This is a genomic window from Polaromonas sp. JS666 (genome assembly GCF_000013865.1).
Lineage (GTDB): Bacteria > Pseudomonadota > Gammaproteobacteria > Burkholderiales > Burkholderiaceae_C > Polaromonas.
In genome coordinates this window covers 1569033-1590962 of record NC_007948.1, presented here as the reverse complement: position 1 = coordinate 1590962, position 21930 = coordinate 1569033, and the positions used below count along the sequence as shown (strand labels likewise).

General features: G+C 59.3%; 20 protein-coding genes and 3 pseudogenes. 8 read left to right on the top strand and 15 right to left on the bottom strand.

What is annotated here, in order from left to right; translation table 11 throughout:
* Nucleotides 1–173 precede the first annotated feature (173 nt).
* Nucleotides 174–1085, bottom strand: coding sequence for a hypothetical protein (locus tag BPRO_RS07650; RefSeq protein ID WP_232291510.1), 912 nt, complete (start codon nucleotides 1083–1085; stop codon nucleotides 174–176).
* Between the two features lie 181 nt (nucleotides 1086–1266).
* Nucleotides 1267–2247, bottom strand: a complete 981-nt coding sequence (locus tag BPRO_RS07645; protein WP_041388534.1) for a hypothetical protein — start codon at nucleotides 2245–2247, stop codon at nucleotides 1267–1269.
* A 132-nt stretch (nucleotides 2248–2379) separates the two neighbouring features.
* Here BPRO_RS07645 and BPRO_RS07640 point away from each other — a divergent pair, with 132 nt between their 5' ends.
* From BPRO_RS07640 to BPRO_RS07630, 3 genes are all read left to right on the top strand, one after another.
* On the top strand, nucleotides 2380–3327 hold the full coding sequence (locus BPRO_RS07640; protein ID WP_011482479.1) for a PD-(D/E)XK nuclease-like domain-containing protein: 948 nt from the start codon (nucleotides 2380–2382) through the stop codon (nucleotides 3325–3327).
* A gap of 951 nt (nucleotides 3328–4278) precedes the next feature.
* On the top strand, nucleotides 4279–4587 hold the full coding sequence (locus BPRO_RS07635; protein WP_011482477.1) for a type II toxin-antitoxin system HigB family toxin: 309 nt from the start codon (nucleotides 4279–4281) through the stop codon (nucleotides 4585–4587).
* Nucleotides 4588–4600: 13 nt separating this feature from the next.
* Nucleotides 4601–4981, top strand: a complete 381-nt coding sequence (locus BPRO_RS07630; RefSeq protein WP_011482476.1) for a helix-turn-helix domain-containing protein — start codon at nucleotides 4601–4603, stop codon at nucleotides 4979–4981.
* Between the two features lie 1225 nt (nucleotides 4982–6206).
* On the opposite strand, the gene BPRO_RS30410 is transcribed toward BPRO_RS07630, so the two are convergent.
* Nucleotides 6207–6548, bottom strand: coding sequence for a hypothetical protein (locus BPRO_RS30410; protein ID WP_157045750.1), 342 nt, complete (start codon nucleotides 6546–6548; stop codon nucleotides 6207–6209).
* Nucleotides 6549–6784: 236 nt separating this feature from the next.
* Between BPRO_RS30410 and BPRO_RS07620 the strand changes: the two genes are divergently transcribed.
* From BPRO_RS07620 to BPRO_RS30875, 3 genes and pseudogenes are all read left to right on the top strand, one after another.
* Entirely contained in the window at nucleotides 6785–7030 is a 246-nt protein-coding gene (locus BPRO_RS07620; protein ID WP_011482472.1) for a hypothetical protein, read from the top strand.
* 159 nt (nucleotides 7031–7189) lie between these two features.
* Nucleotides 7190–7408 (top strand): annotated as a pseudogene (locus BPRO_RS07615) (transcriptional regulator); the annotation flags it as partial.
* Nucleotides 7405–8088: pseudogene (locus BPRO_RS30875) on the top strand (nucleotidyl transferase AbiEii/AbiGii toxin family protein); the annotation flags it as partial. The pseudogenes BPRO_RS07615 and BPRO_RS30875, both read left to right, overlap by 4 nt.
* Before the next feature lie 54 nt (nucleotides 8089–8142).
* On the opposite strand, the gene BPRO_RS07605 reads toward BPRO_RS30875, so the two are convergent.
* The 8 genes and pseudogenes from BPRO_RS07605 to BPRO_RS07570 form a co-directional block, all read right to left on the bottom strand.
* Nucleotides 8143–9465, bottom strand: coding sequence for an integrase family protein (locus BPRO_RS07605; protein ID WP_011482471.1), 1323 nt, complete (start codon nucleotides 9463–9465; stop codon nucleotides 8143–8145).
* A gap of 362 nt (nucleotides 9466–9827) precedes the next feature.
* The gene (locus BPRO_RS07600; RefSeq protein WP_157045749.1) at nucleotides 9828–10289 is read right to left on the bottom strand and encodes a hypothetical protein; all 462 of its coding nucleotides are present in this window, start codon (nucleotides 10287–10289) and stop codon (nucleotides 9828–9830) included.
* Nucleotides 10290–10548: 259 nt separating this feature from the next.
* Nucleotides 10549–11061 (bottom strand): DUF4145 domain-containing protein, encoded by a 513-nt coding sequence (locus tag BPRO_RS07595; RefSeq protein WP_086003089.1) that lies wholly within the window; start codon nucleotides 11059–11061, stop codon nucleotides 10549–10551.
* A 9-nt stretch (nucleotides 11062–11070) separates the two neighbouring features.
* Nucleotides 11071–11766, bottom strand: a complete 696-nt coding sequence (locus tag BPRO_RS07590; RefSeq protein WP_011482468.1) for a hypothetical protein — start codon at nucleotides 11764–11766, stop codon at nucleotides 11071–11073.
* A gap of 263 nt (nucleotides 11767–12029) precedes the next feature.
* Entirely contained in the window at nucleotides 12030–12290 is a 261-nt protein-coding gene (locus BPRO_RS07585) for a hypothetical protein (RefSeq protein WP_041388524.1), read from the bottom strand.
* Nucleotides 12291–12374: 84 nt separating this feature from the next.
* Nucleotides 12375–12746, bottom strand: a pseudogene (locus BPRO_RS07580) (arginine deiminase-related protein); the annotation flags it as partial.
* A 107-nt stretch (nucleotides 12747–12853) separates the two neighbouring features.
* Nucleotides 12854–13714, bottom strand: a complete 861-nt coding sequence (locus tag BPRO_RS07575; protein WP_011482467.1) for a DUF2726 domain-containing protein — start codon at nucleotides 13712–13714, stop codon at nucleotides 12854–12856.
* A 152-nt stretch (nucleotides 13715–13866) separates the two neighbouring features.
* Nucleotides 13867–15204: a hemolysin family protein gene (locus tag BPRO_RS07570; RefSeq protein WP_041388522.1), complete on the bottom strand. Its 1338-nt coding sequence runs from the start codon at nucleotides 15202–15204 to the stop codon at nucleotides 13867–13869.
* 23 nt (nucleotides 15205–15227) lie between these two features.
* On the opposite strand from BPRO_RS07570, the gene BPRO_RS07565 reads away from it, so the two are divergent.
* Entirely contained in the window at nucleotides 15228–16082 is an 855-nt protein-coding gene (locus BPRO_RS07565) for a symmetrical bis(5'-nucleosyl)-tetraphosphatase (RefSeq protein ID WP_011482465.1), read from the top strand.
* 268 nt (nucleotides 16083–16350) lie between these two features.
* Here the strand turns inward: BPRO_RS07565 and BPRO_RS07560 are convergent, their stop codons facing one another.
* The 3 genes from BPRO_RS07560 to BPRO_RS07550 form a co-directional block, all read right to left on the bottom strand.
* Complete coding sequence (locus BPRO_RS07560) at nucleotides 16351–17316, bottom strand: YihY/virulence factor BrkB family protein (protein WP_011482464.1); 966 nt, start codon at nucleotides 17314–17316, stop codon at nucleotides 16351–16353.
* Between the two features lie 259 nt (nucleotides 17317–17575).
* Entirely contained in the window at nucleotides 17576–19054 is a 1479-nt protein-coding gene (locus BPRO_RS07555; protein ID WP_011482463.1) for a DEAD/DEAH box helicase, read from the bottom strand.
* Between the two features lie 163 nt (nucleotides 19055–19217).
* Nucleotides 19218–20114, bottom strand: a complete 897-nt coding sequence (locus tag BPRO_RS07550) for a KPN_02809 family neutral zinc metallopeptidase (RefSeq protein ID WP_011482462.1) — start codon at nucleotides 20112–20114, stop codon at nucleotides 19218–19220.
* Nucleotides 20115–20251: 137 nt separating this feature from the next.
* On the opposite strand from BPRO_RS07550, the gene BPRO_RS07545 reads away from it, so the two are divergent.
* Entirely contained in the window at nucleotides 20252–20938 is a 687-nt protein-coding gene (locus tag BPRO_RS07545) for a DUF4136 domain-containing protein (protein ID WP_232291507.1), read from the top strand.
* 126 nt (nucleotides 20939–21064) lie between these two features.
* On the opposite strand, the gene BPRO_RS07540 is transcribed toward BPRO_RS07545, so the two are convergent.
* A complete protein-coding gene (locus tag BPRO_RS07540) occupies nucleotides 21065–21907 on the bottom strand; it encodes a 2-keto-4-pentenoate hydratase (RefSeq protein ID WP_011482460.1) in 843 nt (280 codons plus the stop codon).
* Nucleotides 21908–21930: the final 23 nt, after the last annotated feature.

The window sequence follows — 21930 nt, the reverse complement described above, 5'->3', positions numbered from 1 at the left end:
TTGGCCATCGCAGCTCTCACGGCAGTAGTTTTTTCGAGTACTTTATGGCGCGGCTCAACCTGAAAAATTACTCTCGGCCAATAGCATCGGAGACGCCGGTGAGTTCAATGGGTTAAGTCACATCTCCAATAACCAGTCGTATGATGTTTTGATTGCTCATCTGGATTCAGAAATCAGGCTTGGATTGTTGACCCGGAGCAGTGGGCCTTTTTCTTCCCGGAGTCCTCACCCGCACGCGCCATAGCATGGGCAATGACATTTTCCGCAAGGGATGTGCCCGCAACCTGTCCCGTTGCACCCGTCAGCTGGTCAACAAGCGAGGCGCCGCCACTTCGACGAGCTGCAGTAGCTGGCCGCTGGGTGTAAAAGTCAGTCACAATTTCAAAATCTTCTTCGCCCACACCATCGGTGGCGGCTGTGTAGGCCGTATCCACATCAGACTCCAAACCCGCTTCCGACTCTTCTGTCCGGGCGATCTTGACGGCCTTCATGGCTTCCAATTCAGTAGCCGTTTCCAAGGCGATTTTGAAGACATCGAACGATTCGAAGTCACTGGCCTGATTGGAGGTCTGCCAGATCTGGAGCTTGAGCGGAACATGGCGCAGCCCACCGAAACGTCGTTCCACCAGCTCCAGCTGGCCCTTGAGGGTCTTGTAGGTGTTGTATGACGAGGAACGGACCTCGAAAGTGCTCAGCGGGTTGTCCTGGCCGGGTATCTGCACAGACATGCAGACCTGGCGCCGGCACCGTGCCTGGCCAGAGGCTACAAACTCGCAGCTTTCAGCCCCTGAGCAAGGCGCATCCATCACCACGCGCACGTTTTCATCGGACAGTGAGGTGCGTTTGGCGGTTTCCCCGTTGCCCCGGCAAACAGGGCGGCCATCTGCGTCATACGCCTGGTAGGCCACTGTCAGGGCATTGCTGGTCTTGCCAAAGAACATGCGGATTGGCACTTCCACCAGCTTCCGGGCTTCCTTGTTGGGCTTTGCTTCCATCAACTTATCCCGAATGGGGTGCTTCGCCAGACGGGGGACTTCAATCGCATTTGCCTCACGTGCCTGGTGATGACGCGAGAGGATTTCCATGCTGCCGTCAAACACAATCTTCTCTGCGCCGGGCTCGGAAGTGGTGGCAATGCGAATGATCCCTTCGGCAAAGGGGCGAACGGGAATGGTGTGGAGGTTCATTTGGTAGCTCTCCGAATTGATAGTGCGCCAAGAGCGCGTTGCATACCCATATCAACACACAAACATCAGTTGTCAAGTGTCAGGTGGGCGGTTTCTTGTATTCCGAGTCCTGCATGTCCACCGGGACGTCGAACATCGGCGCGATCTGCTGGAGCATGCTCAAAACGTCGCTCAGTCCTTGTGTGCCAATCTGGTGAAGGCGCAACGTAAACTGGGTTAGCTCCACCTGCTTGTTCCGCAGTTTCAACGTCACCTTCACCACGTCGCGGGCCGCTAGCGAAGGCATCACAGTCCAACCCTCAATGCCAACGGCCTCATTGAGTTTGCTCAACCACAAGGAAACGCCGTCTGTGATCGCAAACTGGATACGCTCGGGGGCCAGGACAATCGGCGCTGATTCCATGTGACTGGACGCAATGGATGCCTGGATTTGCAAACAATACTTGATAACGTCCTTCAGACGCTTGTCCATCAGGGCATTGGAACTGGGCAGGTCACGCCAGCCCTTGTGCGTGGAGCGTCCGATCACCACGAATCCAAGGCGCGGCGCCTCGTCAGGCAGAGAAACCTGTTCCGTGGTGAACGAAGCCCGAACCCTGCCGCCTGGAATGAGTCTTTCCAAGTGGGCGCGCAAAACACCGGGACGCCATGTCGTGACCCAGTCCATTGGCGCGATGTCGTCAAAAAGCGTAGTCCAGCCGTCATCGTTGAACCAGTTGCCCAGCGCCTCACGGACCTGATTGCGCACCCCTTTCCAGACCTGGGCATTGTCGATCACATTGCAACCTTGCATGGTGATGACCGGCAGCATGAAGAGTTCGCAGAAAACATTCCGCTCGTGGTGCACATACGCCAGCCGGCAAACCAGGCTGGTCAAGGCCTCGTGCGCAGAGTCGTTGCTAGATTGCTCATCCATCAGCCGCCAGATTGCCGGTTCATCGGTATTCGATACCGCTTCATCCAACAGCTGGTCGATCCAGCCTTTGGCGCTGGTATCAGCGGGAGCGTCTACTGCCATGTGTCCGATCGTGGGTTCAGTTTGTTGCACGGTTTTTTCCATTCCTTGCATTCAAGCTAACACGGCGTTTGTGTTGGTCAAGACCTCATCTGTGTCCCTTGCCAAATTCTTGTCCCACCCCTTGACGTAGCGCGTTTTCGTGTTTTCATAGACAAAAGCACCTGAGAGGTTGATATGAATACCGAAACCGTTTTAAATTCTTCTGCATTGATGTTCGCCGCTGGCCAAGGCTACGAATCTGAAAGTACCCCTGGCTTTGCTGCTGGCTCGCGCATGTATGCAAATTTGCCCGCTGCCCAGTACCACAGTGACAAGGAAGCGTTGAGCTGCAGCATGCTCAAGCCGCTGCTGGAGTCCCCTGCCCATTTCCAGGCCCACCTGCTGTCGCTCAACAAGGCCACCAAAGCCATGGATTTCGGCAGCCTGGTGCACGGTCTGGTACTGGAGCCTCACTTGATCGGCACTGAGTTCTCCATCTACCCTGGCATAGCGGACGGACGCGCAGCCGAATACAAGTCCTTCCTCACCAAACATGCAAGCCGTCTGGTGGTTGACGAGCCCACCTTTGCGCGTGCCCGAAAGCTGGCTGAGAAAATTCTGCATCGCATCGTGTTTGGACGCCCCTTTGGCGACTTTGTGAACGAAGGCATCCCCGAAGCCAGCATTTATGTGGAAGAGCCCACTACGGGCTTGATGCTGCGTACCCGCCTGGACCTCTACCACCCCGAATACAGCTTCGACTTGAAGACCACCCGCCATGGCACCATCAATGCCTTCATTCGTGACGCAGTGGACCTGCACTATGACTTCCAGGCTTTCATGTACACCATCGCCCGCTCTCTTTACGAAGGCAGGACCACTCCCGCAAAGTTTGTCTTCATCGCGGCAGAAACCGAAGCGCCCAGCTCCATCCATCAGATCACGGCGGGGCAATCATTCATGAGCAACGGTGCGAAGAAATTTCAGGAGGTTCTGTCTGTTTACACGGCCTGCATGCAAACCGGCTTCTGGCCTGACTCCAGTGGCAATGCAGAGGCCGAAATCGAGCCGTGGCAGAGTTTTAGCGGCAAGTCCGACTGGAAGGCTGCGCTGGGCGGCTACCAGCTTTCTACCACGCATTAGGCCTACTTGGCGCGGATCAGTCTCGTTTTGATTCTGTTTACCACCTTCAACATGTCGTTATCCATGTTGAAGGGTTTTGCGAGAAAATTGGGTGTCGAACGGCGGGACTGCAGCGTTATGCAAAGATCTCAGTTATGAGAAGTTCTGGTGCAGTGTAGGCCGGCAGGCCGCGTAGACGCTTGCGATTTGCGATGGGCTGGCGCGTCGCACTGACACAGAGAGTCTTTAGCTGGCGGCCGCGGCGCGCTGGCGCTGATCAACGCCGGAGGACTTCTTCCGCGGCCGGTAGACTAAAGATCGGGTGAACTGAACCGCCACTGAAACGGCGGTGCGCTATGGGAATTGAATAAGCACGGACTTGTCGGAACGCGAGACGCAGGTACGAGAAGCCGGAGCGAACTGCAGCCAGAACTGTGCTTTCTTGAGCTTGCACCGAGGAACCGGGGGCTGCGGCGCATGTAGTGACCATGCCAGGTGGGCGTGGCCAGAAATCCTCACCAGCGATATGCGTGGGCAAGCAAAAGGCCCTCCCTCACTTCGAGAAGCGAGTCGAGCAGCGTTGGAAATGACGGCGGGGTTGGTGTTCATGAAGTATCCGCCGGTGGGCCGCGCGGCAAGGTTCCCGCCAGGAAGGATTCGATGCGCACCATCTGGCCTCGTCCGCAGTGCGGCACGCCGGTCAGGCGCTGATAGCGATCCCGGTAGTCCATCGGCGCATCGGACAACGCCACCACCGGTGCGGGCGTCCCCAGCAATTGGCGACAATGATCCAGCTTGACCTCGCGGTAGCGGATGGCCAGCAGCCCGTAGTAGCGGATGCGCTGGAATTGTTGACATCGGACAGAGGAATCATGAGGTCGACCGCCGGCCAGGTTGCGCGGTCACGTGCGGGCTTTTCTTCGCCCGCATCATCGATTCGTGCATAGTCCCAATTTGGGACTATAATTGCGCATGAACGTAATCGCCGTATCTAACCTGCGCAACTTTTGGGAGAACACCGCCTACAAAGATTCGGAGCAACCTCTAAAAGCGTGGCTGGCCGAAGCGACGAAGGCGACATGGACCCAGCCGGCGGATATCAAGGCCCAGTACGGCAACGCGAGCATCATTGCGAACAACCGCGTGGTGTTCAACATCAAGGGCAACGACTACCGGTTGATCGTTAGCGTGGCCTACAAAATGCAGTGGGTCTACGTCAAGTTCGTCGGCACACACAAGCACTACGACACCATCGACGCTGAAACCGTCGAGCAATTTTGAAAGGAGTTTGAGCATGGAAATCAAGCCCATCCACACCGACGCCGACTACAAGGCGACGCTGCGGGAAGTGTCCGGCCTTATCGATCTGGACCCGGAACCCGCCACGCCAGAGGGCGACCGCCTCGACATCCTAGCGACGCTCGTGCAGGCCTATGAAGCGAAGCACTACCCGATCGCCCCACCCGACCCTATCGAGGCGATCAAGTTCCGCATGGATCAAGAGGGTCTGACGGTCAAGGATTTGGAGTCCATCATCGGGCCGTCGCACCGCGTCTATGAGGTGCTGAATCGCACGCGCCCGCTAACGCTGCACATGATCCGTCGCCTGCATCGCCGGCTGCACATCCCCGCCGAGGTGCTGATCCACCAAGGCGAAGAGGTCGCCATCGCTTGACCGGCCAGCCTGCCGGAGTTTTTAACGCAATGGAGTGCGACAAGTTTCAGCGCAAGTTGTTTCCTGGCGCAAAGCCTCCAGCCCTTGAGGCATGTCAGCCGTCATTCGGTCGAGTTCGCGTTCGCTGATTCGGCGGTTCAGGCACCATCACTCCACCCCCAACACGCGACGCAGGTCGGCAGTTTTCCAGGCCAGTCGCCCAGAAATCCGGATTGGGTTTACTGGGCCGTTCTGGTACGTAGCCCAGCATCTGAGCGTTTGCGGCTTTCGGTTAAGGTAGTAGGCGGCGGTGGCCGTGTCCACCGCCGGGCGGGTGACCGCTTCAAGCGGCGGAAACTGTAGCAAGCCTGTTGCCTCAGGATGCGGATTTGTTTTTTGATTTGACATAGCAAAACTCCATTGCCATACACGGTTCGTCCGGGTCCGGCTGTCGCATGCTTTTTTCCCTTTTTGCGGGAGGGACCCGGGCTAGAGCTTCAGATAGAGGGTGCCAACCCGATACCTGTCAGGCTGAAACGGCCCTGACGCCGTGGACGAAATCATTTCTTTGAGGATTCTTGGTCCCGGAGCTCTCACTCCCCCTTCGCAGGGCCGGCAAGCAGGTTGAGTCAACCCCAATTGCCGTGGCACCGTATCGCCGGTGAACGCGTCCCCATCACAACCAAGTCCCGATCCCCGCATCAATGGTGCAGGGACACCCAGCGCTACTACGAGTGGTAGGTGCGCAAAGGGTGTGGATTCAGCAGTACCGCAAACTGGTGCTGGCTTCTGTGGTTGTTTGGAGCTATCGGTGGCAGTGGTTTGACCTGTCGTTGTCCCCTTGTCCGGGGGACGACCGTTTCTCCCCGCCTGCTCTAGGCACTCGGGGGGCCGCAGTTCACCTTCAACGATCGCTCGCCGACCCCTACAAGGGCTTGTGCGATGGCGTTTTGGGTGCTGCGGCAGGCTCGACGAATTCGCTGTTTCACACTGCCTTCCCCGTCCAGAAACATGTTAATTCGGGCGGAAAGGCTCGTGGATACTGCGTGCTGCAACACTTTGGCTTATGCAAAGTGTTAAACGGCTGATTGATTCAAAGAATTCGGATGCCAAATTCTTTGCGAAAGGCTTGCGCCTTCCAAGTTTCAAGGTGCTAGACCTCAAGGCTCAACTCGAAGTGTGAACGGACTTTGCTACGACAGCGGGTGAAATGTACCACAGGATTTCTCAAGGCCGCAAGAGATTTTCAAAACAAAGCAAGCCGACATTGCCAAATCCTCCCGGAGAAATCCACCTTAAGCGGGGCATGTTCCCCTCGGTGGCGCCCATCACCACCCGGCAGCGAAACTTGGCTAACGAGGCTGTATAAAAACCTGATTCCCACCACGCAAGTGCACGAACGCCTTGACTCGACGGGTACGGTTTCTTGATTTTGCGAACATGGGTAGCGGGCATGCAGACAGGAGAGGTCAAGTTCATGGTCAACCAGATGGTCCAGCGCGTACTCGAAACTGCCAGGCTGGATTTGCGCGTCCAGCACTACGGGGATGAACTTTGGGGAGCGATCAACCAGTTTGTAGCGGGCCATGACAATGTCCGGATTTGCAATGTTTCCGAACAAGCAAGTCGCGGGCCAACTTGCCGGCGCGCAGGACTAAAAATACAGCCTCAACGCTTGGAATAGCCAAATTGCCGCTTTGACTGCAGTTCCGACCTCTATGCTCGACGAGAGTTTTGCGCCCAGCCTTTGGGCTGCATCAGCCCGCTAGGCATTCTTAGCCACCGCCATTTGGATATGGATGGACAGGCGCAGGTCCGATTATCATGTTCATCAATGAAATGCAGAAAGCACGTTCAAGGATGAGACTCACCATCAGAATTATCGTATTGGCTGCCGCGCTGGGGGCAGTGGCACTGTGGGCGTCCGGCGCGATTAGCAATTGGGTTTTTACAGGGGTCGTGGTTGGTGCAGGACTCGGCGTTATTGTGTTCACTTGGGTCGTGGGAATATGGTTGCGCAATCGGCAGCGCAGGCGATTGATGGATATGCGGGACTCGGCGCTTTGGTGAGGATTCGTCGGCCTTGAAGCGGTGCAGTGCAAAGCGGTTCGTGATGCTCCTACCGGGCATGCCGTTTACCTTTGATATCTGTTCGAAGACACAACGATGGTCGCGCCTCCCGGATCCGCCCGGTGTAGGCCTCTAACCTGACCGAAGGCATCGAAGGGGCTCCATGTCGATGGCGTGGAGGTGCCAGTCTTCAACGCCGCCAAGACAGTGGCCGACTGCTTCAAGTACCGCAACAAAATCGGTCTGGACGTGGCAATGGAAGCACTGCGTGATGGGTGGACACAACGCAAACTGACGATGGATGCGCTGTGGCACTACGCCACCATTGATCGCGTAGCGAACGTCATGCGCCCTTACCTTGAAAGCGCGACCGCATGAGCCGCAATCTGGCGGCCTCCATCCGCGCCCGCCTGAAACAGCACGCAGACGAAGCCAAGCAGGACTTCAACCTGACACTCACGCACTACTGTCTGGAGCGGCTGCTGTATCGCCTGTTCATCTCTCCGTCCACGCGCACAACTTCCTGCTCAAGGGCTCCCTGCTGTTTTCGATCTGGTATGACCACCGCACCGGCCGACGCGCGATGCCGACTTGCTGGGCTTTGGCCCCGATGACATCGACTCCGCCGTGGCCACCTTCCGCGAAATCTGCCGGATCCCGGTGGAAGACGGGATCGCGTTCGATCCCACCCGGTCAAGGGAGCGGAAATCCGCAAGGAGGCTGGCTACGGCGGGGTGCGGATCGACCTCTTGGCCAAGCTCGACAGCGCGCGCATCGCGCTGCAGGTGGACATCGGATTTGGCGATGCCGTAACGCCGGCGCCGGAAGCGATCAGCTACCGGGTATTGCTGAACGACCTGCCCGCTCCACAGCTGCGCGCTTACCCGAAATACACGGTGGTGGCCAAAAAGTTCCACGCCGTGTGCCTGCTGGGCATGACCAACACCCGCATGAAGGACTACTTCGACCTGTGGGTGCTGTTGGGCGAAAACACACTTGATCCATGGGAGCTGCGCCGCGCCATCGAGACCACTTTCGAACGCCGAAAGATGGCCATAACCTCGCATTGCATGGGCCGTCCAAGGTGAGCGCCAGCGTTGAATAACGCAGGGTCAACCGTTTACCACGCGAAGCGCACCAGGCACAGCCCCGGCATCAAACTGCACACCGGCAAGGCTCAGAATGTGCCGCTCGATTTGCTCAAGGTAGGGGCTCAGTTCGTCAAGCGTCCGAATGTCGTAGCCCTCGGCTGTCGCACTAGACTTGTGCCCTTGGATTTGGGCCACGATGCCAGCGGGCACAACACCTCGCCCCGTCTGTGTAAATGTGCGGCGCAAGCCGTGGAAGGTCAGGTGCCCCACCTCTGCCTCTGTCACGGCCTTTTGCATGCTGTCGCGGGCATCAACGATGTGGCCGCTCTTGCTGGCACTGGCGAACACGAACGCCCCTACTCTTGGCAAACCGGCCAGCATGTGCGCCATGTAGGGTGACAGGGGTATGGTTCGCGTGGCATCCACCTTGTCGGCTAGGGTCAGCTTGCGCCACTGAAAATCCACATCACCCCACTTCAGCGCGGCCACTTCCTCGCGGCGGGCACCAGTCAGCAACAAAGCCCGCAGGTAAACCGACGCGGTGCGGTTGCTAAGTTGCTCCACGCCAGTCCACCAGCCCTGCACCTGTCCTTTCAGCAGCTTGTCGGTGCGGTGTGTGGCCTGTGGCAGGTTCTCCACAATGGCGGCAGCCTTGCCAGCGTCACGGTCAATCAGCGAACGGTAAGCCGGACGTGCAGAGCACCAGCGCAAAAAGCCCTTGAACATCATGAAGGCGCGGGCGGCTTGGTGCTTGCCGGCCAGGGACTCGCGGTCGAACCAGGCCTTCAGCGCGTCCTCGTTCACCTCTGTCATCTGCAGCGCCAGCAGCGGGTAAATCGGGCCTTGGCGGGTCAGGCCCTGCCCTCGCTTCTTCTTCACGCCACCGGGCGTGGCCATCAGTTCGAGGTCGGCACGATAGCCGGGTTTCCACGCATCCCGGCGCTTGGGCTTGCCTTCCTGCAGATAGGTCTGCCACACTTCGCCCACGGTCAACGAGGCCACCTTGTCGGCCTGCACCTTGGCAGCGGCGGCGGCCTTCCTTTCGGCACCAGCGGCCACGGCATCACGCTTCAGGTCTCGCGGATCGCGCCCTTCGTCAATGAGGCGCTGCAGCGCTCTGGCCTTTTCCTGAGCCTGGGGGATGCTCCATGCGTCGGGGCTCCCGATGGTCACGCGAATGGTCTTTTCCTGATAGCGCCCCTGGAACACATAGGACGGTTTTCCGGCTGCTGTTGTCCTGAGCCCGAGCCCCGGGGTGGCTGCGTCCCACAAAAAAACCTGGGACTTTTCAGGCGGGCACTTGAACCCGGCCACCCGGCCGGCGGTGAATGCAATCCTTGCCATATCGAACCTTCTCATTGCGATTACATCGCCACGATGTAACGGTGGATGTAAGCGAATTTTCCGAATATTGATCAATTTCCATCAACGCTTGGCCTGTTCAAATATCCAGGCAACCCATTGTAAGCTATTGATCTATATAGATTTTACAACGAAGATCAACGATGACAAATAGTTGCATTCTGTCATTCGTAATGAGAAGGTCGGGTGTTCGATTCATCTCTCCGGCACCAATTCAGGCGGCAAATAGCGATAGTGATCACTTACCCGTGATTGCTGATGTCATTTCTGGTGACAGTCGATTTTCCGCATTAAAAAGCCTCCCTTGTGGAGGCTTTTTCTTTTGCTAGTCAGGCTTTCACCATTTAAGTCGCCTCCCGTCTGTTCACTTCAGCACGTCCAAGTTCGCTCAACCCATCGAAGAAGTCGGCGGAAGTTTGCATCAAATACCCACTAAATGCATCTGGTTGAGTCGTAGTCAGATAGTCGAACAAGAACTCAGCCCCCTTACGCATCGGTTCGGTGACGGGCAGGTTGGCAACCAGTTCATCGTCCAGATGTGCAAGAAACTTGTCACGGTACTTCCGCAACAGATCATTGAACTGCTCGTACGGGTGTGCCCCTTCCAGCTCGTCTCCGTTGTATGTAGGCATCGGCGCAAGGTCAAGATGTGCAAGCAGATCATGTTCAAACGCTGCGTGTGATGATTCGGGAATGACTTTGCTCCAGTGATGTTTGCTTCGCTTATGTGCAAAAGCCTTGAACCACTCATGCACAGCAGTGTCGAGAAAATTGCCGCTCACCGTCTTCCAGAACTCATTGTTCACGCGAAGGTCATGTCCGTCCCAACATGCCCGGTAGAACGCAATGTTGCGCATGCACGTGCAGCAAAGGATTGCCACTCGACGTACCCGTTGTTCATGTAAGAGCGTCATTGATTTGATCCATACATTTTTCGCGTAAATACCTCCGAATAACAGGGGGCGGCTTTGACAGTCCAAGTACAAGAACCAAATACTCAGGGAACGGATCAGTCACCGCGTTCACCTACACCTTTCTCGTCACAGATAGTTCAGACCTGAAGGTTTACTTGAGTTGCGCCAATGAGAGCAGCTCCTGAATGGTGTCACGAAGAGCAGGAATGACTTTGTCGATGTCTTCTCGGTGGGCGTTATAGCGTCGATTATGGGCAGCCTTGTCACCGACGTCTTTTAGTTTTGGTAATACTTGCCTCACGCTACGACCGATGGTCCAGGACTTCTCTGCAAGAGCCATGTCTATTAGGTCTCTTAGAAAAAAGTAGTTTCCGTCCTTATCTTTGATTTTGCTTTCAATTTTGTGAGCTTCATAACACTCGATGATCAGCGTTTCGATAAGGCGGCGGATCATCACCGAAGCTGCGTCGTACCAGCCGTTTTGATAACTGCCGTTAATTTGATGTGAAACTCGCTCGATGTAGCCTCGGGTATTTCTTACCAAGGCCATGTAAACCACAGGCTCATCGTAGGACGGCGCAGTAGCGGACGGCGGCTTAATTTCCTTGTGTATTAGCCGCTGGAGCTCACTTGCTAAGCTAAGCGTCTCTACTGCTGTGTGCATTTCCACGCCTCAAGCAATGTACGAGCCGAGATGCTTGGACATACTTTCAAAAATTCGATCAATTTGCTCCGGTGTTGTATCCGGGCTGATGTGCACCTGTACATCGATGTGAACACTTGGCAGCTTCCGGATCACATGAGGATCGACAGCGGGCGCAGGTGCACGGTCGGTCGGCTGTGCAGCCGACGCAGATTTTTTCACTACGCTTTTCTTTGCCGTTGCAGACGTGCTTGCAGATCGTGACGACGAAGTAACCTTGGTATCGCTATCCGAGGCGTTCAGATCACCTTGGCTCAACAGCATGTAAGTGTCGGCAAACATCTTGCCAGCCACATCCCCTACTTTGCTGTTCTTCATGAACCATTTCTTGATGCTTTCCTTTTGTGCGGTGCTTCCGTCCGGATAGGCCTCAATCAGGGGTGCCGGGTAAATTAGGCCTCGAATTTCCTTGCACACATCGGCATACTCATCATCATGCCTCCAGCGCTCAGCCAGTTCAGTTGGCTTCCCGTTCTCGTCAATAAGTTTCAAGTCGCGAAACGGGTTAAGAACATTTGATCGCGCAGAGGCTTCGGTCATATCCGAAGTCGAAATGATGTACTCGGGTCCGACTGATGATGGTAGTGTTTTTGCAAAACGTGCTCGCAAAAGGAACCAGATTTTCCTTCCGATCTTTGGATAACTGTTTGCCTTGTCCGTAGCCATCTTCCATCCCCCTTGTAGAAATAATCCATTCATCGTAACAAGCTGCAACGATTTATGTTAGATTTTTTCGCGAACGTTCTGGGTGATCCTCTAATCAGATGAGACATCTCAGGGGAGTGTCCTCATAAATAGATAGGCGCTCCAGCTTCGCGGTGCCATGTGGCGAAGGTATGCCGGAGGTCATGCCACCGAAAATTATTGACCCTGACCCGCAGTAGAGCATTACCAAGCCTCGGTACTCCCTCTGCGCCATCGTTATGAAGTCAATGCATCTTGACCCGCGGGCGCGTTCCGCGTGAGAGAAACCGGGCAAGCATGTCGAGTGCGACCTTCGGCCAACCATGCAAGGCCCGTTGGTGCATCTGGTACAGCGAAACGTACATCAGCCAGGCCAGGTATCCCTCCAGCCACAGGGAGCGGCCAACGCGCCCGCCCATCAGGTTGCCGACGGTACTGTGCCGGCCCAGCGAGACGAGCGAGCCGAAATCGCGGTAGCGCCACGGCTTCAGGGGCTTGCTGGCCATCAGCCTGGCAAGCCCGTCGACTCGACGAACACGTGCGGAGGGGCGTTAACCGCTGCCCATCAGTTCAAACATCCTGTCTCACCCTCAGCGCCTGGGCGACAAGTGAATACCGGCGATCATGCAGCGCACGGACCCGCCGGCCATTTCGACCGTGGGCACCGCCAGCGGCAACAGACGGGCGGACCGCTCGATGATGCCCTTCTGCTCCTCAGACAAACTGGCTTAGGCCCGTTGCGACAGCGCGAGGATGCGCCCATCGCGACCTGACAGCTCGATCGCGTTGCCGGCGAATTCGGCGATCTGGCGGGCGCTTAAGGGTATGACCTCGCGTCCCGACTCCTGAAGTCGGGCGCGGACTTCGGCGGCCCGGCGGGCATCGGGAATCATGTCGAAGCCCACCATCGCGAACTCGGTGGCCACGCACATCAGCACGTTGGTGTGGTAGATGGGCTTGCCGGCCAACGTGAGGGAATGGCCAGGCAGGGGGCGTCGACTCGTTTACGTCTACCCCGGCAACGAATCCTCGCGGCAACCCCGCCGCGCTCAACACGCCAAGCCGGAACTTACCGCTTCCTGCTTTCGGGCAGCTGTCCGTCTTGCGGCATGATGAAGGAGTCTTCCCACTGCACCGCAAAATTGTCACCCGCGTCCTCTTGCACGTCCTCCTCCACGCGGTCTGAACTGGCGCTGAGAGGGTCGAAGTTGGTGAAGCGAATCTTGCGGTTACGCTCCAGCTTGGCGCGCAGACTGGTGCGCGCTGCCGCCACCGCCTCCATGTCAATTTGCAGGGGTGCTTCTTGCAGTGCGGCGCCGCTGGCCGGGCGCAGGGTGTCGGGCACCGTGGGCAAGGCCTCGTCGAAGTCCATGTCTGCAAAAGACTGGGAGATCGGCGACCGGCTGTTCAGGGCGAGGTCTTCATCCGAAGGGTCGATTTCACCCAGGAAAGCAGCGCGCACCTCCTCCAGCGAGGGCAGTTTGCCTGCCCGCACGACGGCATAGGCGATGCGGCACTCCTCAAACAGCTTTTGCTTCATATCCCGGTTGCTCGCCTTGAGCCCGCGCGGGCCGGGCACGTCCAGGCAGCCGATGACGGTGCCGTCGGAGGCGCACACGGTGAAAGTGCAATAGATACCGTTGAGCAATTCGTGGGACCGCAAGCCCTCGGCCACATTGCGGGGCGACGTAAACCGGATGGCGGCCACCTTGACCAGCACATGCTGGTCAAAAAAAGCGCGCTTCAGCCAGTGCCAGACCTCCTGCTCCTGCTCCGTGAGAAGGGGCCGGGGCCGAAGCTGCCAGCGTACAGGAATGCGCTTCTTGCGCTTCGCGGCGCCTGCCGCCCAACTGCGATGGCACAGCGCGCCCAAAGCCATTCCCGACACCGCAGCCACGGCCACGGCCAGTCCCAATCCAAGAGAATTCATGAGCGCCCTAATCTTTTTTAGAGTTTAAACACAGCGCCCTGAAAGTTACAACTGTGACGGAGCCAATTGTTGCTGCAATGTCTGAAATATGAGGAATCCTGCGCCGTGCGGCGCGAATCCCCGCAAACTCAACCAATCACGAGGAATTGGGCCTAAGCGCCGCCGGATTCGCTGGTCCGGCTTGCCAGCACCTTGTCAATGCGCTTGCCGTCCAGGTCAAGAACCTCAAACCGCCAGCCAGCGCAATCGACTTGCTCGCCCGTCTTCAGCAGGCGGCCTGAAACGCTTTGCAGCAGGCCTGCCGCGGTGTTGTAGCGCCCCCTGTCTTCTTCGGGCAGTTCCCTGATGTCAAGCCGGACCTTGAGTTCGGAGACCGGCATGACGCCATCAATCAGCCAACTGCCATCTTCACGCTGGGTCGCCCAGGCATCGACCTGGGCGCCAGGCTGCAGTTCGCCGGTGATGGCCTCCAGCATGTCCATGGGCGTCATCAGCCCCTGCACCACGCCGTATTCGTCGACCACAAACACCATGCGGGTGGATTTGGCACGAAACTGCTCGAGCAGCTCCATGCCTGTGAGGGTTTCAGGAACGAACACGGCCGGTACGGCATAGGCGGCAATGCGGTCGGCCACTGAAGGTGCCCCGTTCCCGCCAGGGTCTGGGGGGGAAGACAGAATCCGGCCCCGCAGGCTTAACAGTTTGGCCACATTGACCACGCCCACCACGTCGTCGAGGCTGCCCCGGCATACCGGGTACCAGGAATGGCCGGTCGCCCCGGCTTTGTCAATCGCCTGGGCCACGGTGTCCGATGCATCCAGCCATTCGATGTCGGATCGCGGCAGCATCAGCGATGTAAGCAGGCGGTCGTCGAGCAAGAACACGTTTTGCACCATCTGGTGCTCGTGTTCCTCGATCAGGCCGGCGTCAACGCCCTCTTCCAGGCTGGCGGCGATTTCTTCCTCGGTCACGCCGCGCTCGCCGGCGTTGTCAACGCGCAGCAGCTTGAGCACGGCGTGCGTGCTGAAGGACAGCAGCCTGACAAAAGGCTTGGCGCCTGTCGCCACCCACATCATGGGCCGCGACACCAGGCGCGCCACTGTCTCGGGGTAGAGCTGCCCGATACGCTTGGGCACCAGCTCGCCGAACACAATGGTGATGAAGGTGATGGTGGTCACCACCAGCGCCGTGGCCGTAATGTCGGCGGCGCGCGGCGAGGCGCCGAAACCCTGTATCCAGACCGACAGGCCGTCGCTGAAAGCCGCCTCGCCAATAATGCCGTTGAGCATGCCGATGGAGGTAATGCCCACCTGGACCGACGACAGGAATTGCGTGGGATTGTCCAGCAGGCCCAGCGCCGCGTGCGCACCCTTGTCTCCTGATTCAGACATGGCGACCAGCCGGGCCTTGCGGCTGGATGCCAGGGCCAGCTCGGACATGGCAAACACGCCGTTGAGCAAGGTTAAAAAAACGATCAGCAGGAAATCCATGAATCCGGAGGGAGAATAAACACATGTCACTTTACTGTATCGGCGACCTGCAGGGTTGCAATGAGCCATTTCAGCGCCTGCTGGAGAAGATTGATTTCTCACCAAGCCGTGACACGCTGTACCTGCTGGGCGACCTGGTCAACCGCGGCCCGCACTCGCTGGCCGTGCTGCGCCACCTGAGCCACTTGGGCGATGCCGCCCAGTCCCTGCTGGGCAACCACGATTTGCATTTGCTGGCCTTATGGCAAGGCATGGGCAAGCTGCACCGCAGCGATACCGCACAAGACATCCTGCAGGCCAGCGACCGCGGCGCCCTGCTGGAGTGGCTGCGTCATCGCAACATGGCCATCCATGCGCATGGCTGGCTGATGGTGCATGCCGGTGTGCTGCCCCAGTGGAGCACCGCCAAAACCATGGCGCTGGCCGCCGAGGTGGAACAGGCCTTGCGCGGGCCCGATCTGAAGGGATTTTTACGCGATATGTATGGCAACACCCCTTGCGAGTGGCACGACAGCCTGCAGGGCGCGGACCGGCTTCGGGTGGTGGTCAATGCGCTGACGCGCCTGCGCTTTTGCACGCCGCAAGGGGTGATGGAGTTTGCCACCAAAGAAGGCGCAGAGGCGGCGCTACACGGCTACCTGCCATGGTTTGATGTGCCGGGCCGCCAAACCGCAGACACGCCGGTCATGTTTGGCCACTGGTCAGCGCTCAAGGCACAAGACGCCCAGAAATCGGGCAGCCTGCTGCTGCCGCTGGACACCGGCTGTGTCTGGGGCGGGAGCCTGACCGCCGCCAGGCTTGGGGCAACGCCAGCGGCGTATGAACTGATCTCGGTGGCCTGCGCACAGGCGCAAAACCCCAAGGCAAAACCGGGCTGAAACCGCAGCACTCAGGCCGTCATGCGGGGCTCAGCGGCCTGCGCAGATTGAACCTAGAAGCGGCAGTTGGATGCGTCCGAGTGCGTCGTGATCGGCGTGGCAGGCAAGGCGTGACAACGCAGTGGGCTTGTGCCCACAAGGCGGAGCAACGCCGCATGGCGCGTCGAGCACGGTGCAATCGGATGCATAGCGCTGTTACCCAGAAGGTGAATCCAATCGAAGAGGGGAACGTCAATGTGCATGCGGCTTTCCTGAAGTTTGCGAGCGGTCAACTGCTGTTTCTAGGTTGAACACCCTCCCGCTCGCGAGCCTCGTCAGCCCAGGCCCGCGCAATGCTGGCGGCCAGCAGAAGCACCGCCGATGAGAAATAGATCCACATCAGGATGACCACCAGGGAGCCTGCGGCACCATAGGCAGACACCACGGCTGCGGTAGACAGGTAAAAAGCCATCAGGTGCTTGCCGACCGCAAACAGCAGCGCACCTACCGCCGCCCCCCTCACCAGGTAGCGCAGGGCCGGCTTGGGCCCGGCGCTCATTCTCATCAGGGCCACAAACAGCGCCACGGAAAAGCCGAAGGATGCCACCTCGTTGATGGCGTAAGCGAATTTTTCGACAGGCCAATACCCGCCCGCCCAGCCCGACAGAAGGTTTAATAAAGTGGAAACCACGAGCGACACCAGCAACAGGAAGCCGATGGCCAGGATATAAGCCACGCCGCGCAGGCGCAAGGAAGCGGTGTACCACCACTTTTGCTGGGGCGGCTTGCCGCTGCCCTGCCGCCACAAACGTTCGAAGGCGTCCTGCAACTCGGAAAACACGCCGGTCGCGCCGGAAAGCAGCAGGCCAAACGCAAACAGCGAGGCGGCAATTCCCTGCGAGGGCTCCCGCGCGCTGGAAAGCGCCTGCTGGACCACCTGCGCGCCTTGGGCACCCACCACACTGCGAATCTGGTCGACCAGGCTGATTTCAATCACGCTCTGCTCCACCCACCAGCCCAGCACCGCCACCAGCAAGACCAGCAGGGGCGCCAGACTGAGAATGCCGTAGAAGGACATGGCCGCACTCATGCGCAGGCCATCGGCCTCAATCCATTGATCCACAGCGCGCCGGAGCGGCCTGTAGATATGCTGAAGCCTGTGCCGGGCCCATGAAAGGCCACGGGCAGGCAGGCCCGAAAGGTGCCGGTTAGCGGGCTGGGTGTCGGTTTTGGTGTCGGCGGTTTCAGCCGTCATGCAGACAGCTTATGAATACCGTGGCAGATACGGAGCCAGACGGCCCCGCGAAGGACCGTAGGTGCGCGCCGACGGTCCGGCCGGACGGGAAAGATATCAGAGGCTGAGAGTTTTTCGAAGCGACGGCATTTCCTCCCTCGCCCCTTTGGGGAGAGGGTTGGGGTGAGGGGCTGTGCTCCAGTGTTGTGGCCACTCGCCGGCCCTCACCCCCGCCCTCTCCCAGAGGGAGAGGGAGTGAAATCGAAAAACTCTCACTCTCTCAGTCGCTGGTCTTGAACAGTGCAGCGACTTTTTTCTTCGGCTTGATGTTGGCCGAGACGCTGCTGCGCGCAGGGCCGGCCTTGGCGGCGGCTTCCCAGGACGGTTGCGCGTCCGCTATAACGGTTGTTGCCTCGTAGGGCTGGTCAAAAAACGGATCACGCGGCGCCGCCGGCTGGCGATGCGGCGTGTACTCGCGACGCTCCCTGCGTTCCCGGTCGCGCGGTTCCCGCGAAACAAACGCTTCACGCCCCGCGCCCTCCTCGCCTTCGTTGCCCTGACGGTACATGCGGCGGCCGTCGTTGATGCGGCCCTGCTCGCTGATGCGCGGGCGGTCCTCGTCAAACTCGATCGGCTCCAGCTCGATCTTGGTCTTGATCAGCTTTTCAATATCTGCCACCAGGCGCTGGTCGCTGCTGGCGACAAAACTCACGGCCAGGCCTGAAGCCCCGGCACGGCCGGTGCGGCCAATCCGGTGCACATAGTCTTCGGCATTGAAGGGCACGTCGAAGTTGAACACCGCCGGCACATCCTTGATGTCCAGGCCGCGCGCTGCGACGTCGGTACACACCAGCAGGTCTACCTCGCCTTTTTTGAAGGCATCCAGCGCCTTCAAGCGTTCGTCCTGGCTCTTGTCGCCGTGCAGCGCGGTGGTTTTCAGGCCTTCGCGTTCCAGTGAGCGGGCCAGGCGTGCACAGCCGAGTTTGCTGTTGACGAACACAAAGGCCTGCTTCATGCCGCGCTCTTTGAGGATCTGGTGCAGGGCGCGGCGCTTGTCGTCAGCGCCCACGCTGTAGAAATGCTGCTCGACTGTCGAGGCGGTGGCGTTGGAACGCGCCACCTCAATCGTCACCGGATCCTGCAGGTAGCTTGAGGCCAGGCGCTTGATTTCAGGCGAGAAGGTCGCCGAAAACAGCAGCGTGATGCGCTGCTTGGGCAGGTAGCTCAGAATGCGCTGCAGATCCGGCAGGAAGCCGATGTCGAGCATGCGGTCGGCTTCGTCGAGCACCACATATTCAACCTGGTTGAGCACGGTATTTTTGGCTTCGATGTGGTCGAGCAGGCGGCCCGGCGTGGCCACCAGCACTTCAACGCCTTGTTTGAGCTCCAGCGTTTGCGGCTTCATGTCCATGCCGCCAAACACCACGGCACTGCGCAGGTTGGTGTGCTTGGCGTAGAGCTTGACCTGTTCGGCCACCTGGACGGCCAGCTCGCGGGTAGGCAGCAGCACCAGCGCACGCACGGGGTGCCGCGCCGGCGAGGTCGAGGCGTTCTCGTGCTTGAGCATGCGCTGCAGCAGCGGCAGCGAAAAAGCAGCGGTTTTACCGGTACCGGTCTGCGCGGCGCCCATCACGTCTTTGCCCTGCAGGACGACCGGAATGGCCTGTTCCTGAATGGGTGTCATGGTTTCGTAGCCCATTTCGGCTACGGCGCGGGCCAGCGGTTCTGCCAGCGAAAGATTGGAAAAAGATGATGTCATTTAACCCACTATTGTCGCACTTTGGGCGAAATCCCTCTTTTTGCCGGCCAAGGGGGGTGCAGTCACCCGGGCATAGAGACGCGGACTGCAAGCCCAAAGCCCCTGATAGCTATCAATTTAATAGCAACACACGCAGTAAAAATAAGGACTTCAACCGTATTTCCTATAAATTCCGGGCACTGAAAGTGTCGCAGGCCTTGATATTGCCCGTCTTCAGGCCGGTATCAAACCAGCGCTGGCGCTGGGCGCTGGTGCCGTGGGTGAAACTCTCGGGCACGACCGCGCCGCCGCCGGAGCGCTGCAGCGCGTCGTCGCCGATTTTGGCGGCCGCATTCATGGCCTCTTCGACGTCACCCTGCTCCAGGATCTGGCGCGCGCTCTGCGCGTTGTGCGCCCACAGGCCGGCAAAGCAATCGGCCTGCAATTCCAGCCGCACGCTGAGGGCGTTGTATTCGGCCCGGCTGACGCGGCCGCGCATCTGCTCCATCTTGCCGGTGATGCCCAGCAGGTTCTGCACGTGGTGGCCCACCTCATGTGCAATCACATAGGCCTGGGCAAAATCGCCCGGTGCGCCCAGGCGACTCCTCAGGGTTTCGTAAAAGCCGAGGTCGATATACACCTTCCGGTCGCTCGGGCAGTAAAACGGCCCCATGGCGGCCTGGCCCTGGCCGCAGGCGGTTGGCGTGGCGCCCCTGAACAGCACCAGCCGCGGCTCCTGGTAGCTTGCGCCTCCTTTGGCAAACACGTCTTTCCAGACGTCCTCGGTATCGGCCAGCACGGTGGAGACAAACCGGGCCATGCGGTCATCGGCGGGCGGCCGCTGGGCGGGCCGTTGTTGCGGCAGCTGCTGCACCTGCGCCGGCGGCGAGCCGCCACTCAGCAGGCTGAGGATGGTCAGCGGATTGATGCCGAAAATCCAGCCACCGACCAGCGCCACCACAATGGTGCCAATGCCGATGCTGCGGCCACCCAGCAGGCCGCCGCCAAAACCACCGCCCCCGCCGCCCTCGTCGCGCCGGTCCTCAACGTTGTCGGACTCCCGATTGCCTTCCCATTTCATGATTGCCCCAGTTGCAAATTATTAGCGTATTGACGCTGCCGAACGCCATGATCGAACGCTTCAGCACAGGGGGCCAACTTTACTTGAGAGCCATCCGCCGCGTGGAACAAAATTGAACCCCGATGTATCCATCTTTCATGGCATTTTCCGCACATTTCCGCCCTCCTCTGCTGTCGGTTCGCCTTGGCATGGCGCTGCTCTTTGTGGCCTTGCTGGGTGGCTGCGCCAGTCCGATCACAACCAGGGTCACCAGCTTTAACCAGTGGCCCGCCGATGTGGCGGGCAGCACGTTCAGCTTCATCAGCCCCGTCGACACGAGCCGCGAGCTGGAACAGGCCACCTATGAAAGCCATGTGCAAGCCGCGCTTGAAAAGCAGGGCCTCAGGCGGGCACCGCCCGGGCAGGTGGGGCGCATCCAGGCCGAGGTGCTGGTGGGCAGCCACAGCGAACAAAAAACCTGGCTGCAACCGGTTTACCAGGACCACCATGTTTTCTTGCCCCCGTACCGCGACGCAGCGGGGCGTGTGTTCCCGGGGGCCTGGGCGCCCGATCCGTTCGGGCCGCGTTATGTGGGCGACCGCCAGGTGAGCCGCACCATGCGGATCAGCAACTTGCGCCTGCGCCTGCTGGACACACGGGGAAGCCCGCCGGGCAAGCCGCACACGGTGTTCGAGTCGCGGGCCAGTTATGAAGGCGACAGCGACGACCTGCCGGCACTGGTGCCTTACCTGGTGCGGGCGGTATTCGACGATTTTCCCGGCCAGAACGGGCGGACACGCAACGTGAGCTTTGACAGCGAAACCGGTGCGTTGATCAAAAAATAATCCCGCTACTCCTCTTAAGGCTGCGCCGGGTTGCCAGCGGCTCCGCGCTCCAGCGCGTGCCAGCCAAAGGGTTTCAGGTTTCAGGGGATCAGGGCTTCAGGGGATCAAGGCTTGAGGCCATCAATGTCATTCAAAACGCAGGCACAACCCCTCGAGGTCTTCTGCCACCGGGTCTGGCGATTGAATGTCCGTGTGCCATATTTGTCCGCCCTGTACCGGCCAGGCATCGGTCAGACTGCCCGTGGTGATCAGATCGCCGGCCAGCAGTGGTGGTGCGCCCGGGGTGGCGCGCAGCGCCTCCACAAAATGCAATAAAGCCTGCAACGGCCCATCCAGCACATTGGCGCCCACGCCTTCTTCCTTCAGCTCCCCATCCACGTAAAGCCTCAGCCGCAAGCCGGCGAGCGCCTGAACCAGCGCGTCCGGCGCAATACCTGCGGTCAATTTCACGGGATGGCCCACCAGCAGGTGGGCATGGAGGCCGGCATCCGCCACCGCCTGTGCGGCCGTGAACTTCCAGCCCGGGAAATGGGTGTGCACAATCTCAAAGCCGTGGGCTATCCAGTCAATGGCGTCCACCAGCTGCGCCAGCGTGCATGCGGGCGGTGGCGGGAAGCGCAGGCAAAACACGATCTCGGGTTCGATGCGGGGCTCGCAGAGGCCCTCCAATCGCACCTTGCCGATGTTCGGCGCCCCTGCATCAATCAGCGTCAAGCCACCTTGCCAAACAGTGCCCCAGATGGGCGCATAGACCTCATAGCGCGGCCACAGGTTGCGGTTGGTAAAGCCGACTTTGTAGCCTGCGGCGCGCTCTCCGGCGGCACAGCGCTCCTCGCGCACAGCCAGCGCCGCAGCGTAGGCTGTGCCTACATCAGACGGTACCGTCGCGGGCCAGCGCAAAGGCTCCGCGTGAAGCCGGGCACGCGACAGGTCGGACACGAGGCTGGAAAACAGGAGTGGGGAACTCATGGCTGCATGTTAGCCACAACCAG

Excerpts from the sequence above, each read along its gene's own strand:
- BPRO_RS07585 (WP_041388524.1), bottom strand. The coding sequence starts at position 12,290 with ATGGCCAGCAAGCCCCTGAAGCCGTGGCGCTACCGCGATTTCGGCTCG.
- BPRO_RS07640 (WP_011482479.1), top strand. The coding sequence starts at position 2,380 with ATGAATACCGAAACCGTTTTAAATTCTTCTGCATTGATGTTCGCCGCT.
- BPRO_RS07650 (WP_232291510.1), bottom strand. The coding sequence starts at position 1,085 with ATGGAAATCCTCTCGCGTCATCACCAGGCACGTGAGGCAAATGCGATT.
- BPRO_RS07545 (WP_232291507.1), top strand. The coding sequence starts at position 20,252 with ATGGCATTTTCCGCACATTTCCGCCCTCCTCTGCTGTCGGTTCGCCTT.
- BPRO_RS07560 (WP_011482464.1), bottom strand. The coding sequence starts at position 17,316 with ATGACGGCTGAAACCGCCGACACCAAAACCGACACCCAGCCCGCTAAC.
- BPRO_RS07550 (WP_011482462.1), bottom strand. The coding sequence starts at position 20,114 with ATGAAATGGGAAGGCAATCGGGAGTCCGACAACGTTGAGGACCGGCGC.
- BPRO_RS07645 (WP_041388534.1), bottom strand. The coding sequence starts at position 2,247 with ATGGAAAAAACCGTGCAACAAACTGAACCCACGATCGGACACATGGCA.
- BPRO_RS07555 (WP_011482463.1), bottom strand. The coding sequence starts at position 19,054 with ATGACATCATCTTTTTCCAATCTTTCGCTGGCAGAACCGCTGGCCCGC.
- BPRO_RS07595 (WP_086003089.1), bottom strand. The coding sequence starts at position 11,061 with ATGCACACAGCAGTAGAGACGCTTAGCTTAGCAAGTGAGCTCCAGCGG.
- BPRO_RS07630 (WP_011482476.1), top strand. The coding sequence starts at position 4,601 with ATGGAAATCAAGCCCATCCACACCGACGCCGACTACAAGGCGACGCTG.
- BPRO_RS07605 (WP_011482471.1), bottom strand. The coding sequence starts at position 9,465 with ATGGCAAGGATTGCATTCACCGCCGGCCGGGTGGCCGGGTTCAAGTGC.
- BPRO_RS07620 (WP_011482472.1), top strand. The coding sequence starts at position 6,785 with ATGTTCATCAATGAAATGCAGAAAGCACGTTCAAGGATGAGACTCACC.
- BPRO_RS07570 (WP_041388522.1), bottom strand. The coding sequence starts at position 15,204 with ATGGATTTCCTGCTGATCGTTTTTTTAACCTTGCTCAACGGCGTGTTT.
- BPRO_RS07590 (WP_011482468.1), bottom strand. The coding sequence starts at position 11,766 with ATGGCTACGGACAAGGCAAACAGTTATCCAAAGATCGGAAGGAAAATC.
- BPRO_RS07540 (WP_011482460.1), bottom strand. The coding sequence starts at position 21,907 with ATGAGTTCCCCACTCCTGTTTTCCAGCCTCGTGTCCGACCTGTCGCGT.
- BPRO_RS07565 (WP_011482465.1), top strand. The coding sequence starts at position 15,228 with ATGTCACTTTACTGTATCGGCGACCTGCAGGGTTGCAATGAGCCATTT.
- BPRO_RS30410 (WP_157045750.1), bottom strand. The coding sequence starts at position 6,548 with ATGGCCCGCTACAAACTGGTTGATCGCTCCCCAAAGTTCATCCCCGTA.
- BPRO_RS07635 (WP_011482477.1), top strand. The coding sequence starts at position 4,279 with ATGAACGTAATCGCCGTATCTAACCTGCGCAACTTTTGGGAGAACACC.
- BPRO_RS07575 (WP_011482467.1), bottom strand. The coding sequence starts at position 13,714 with ATGAATTCTCTTGGATTGGGACTGGCCGTGGCCGTGGCTGCGGTGTCG.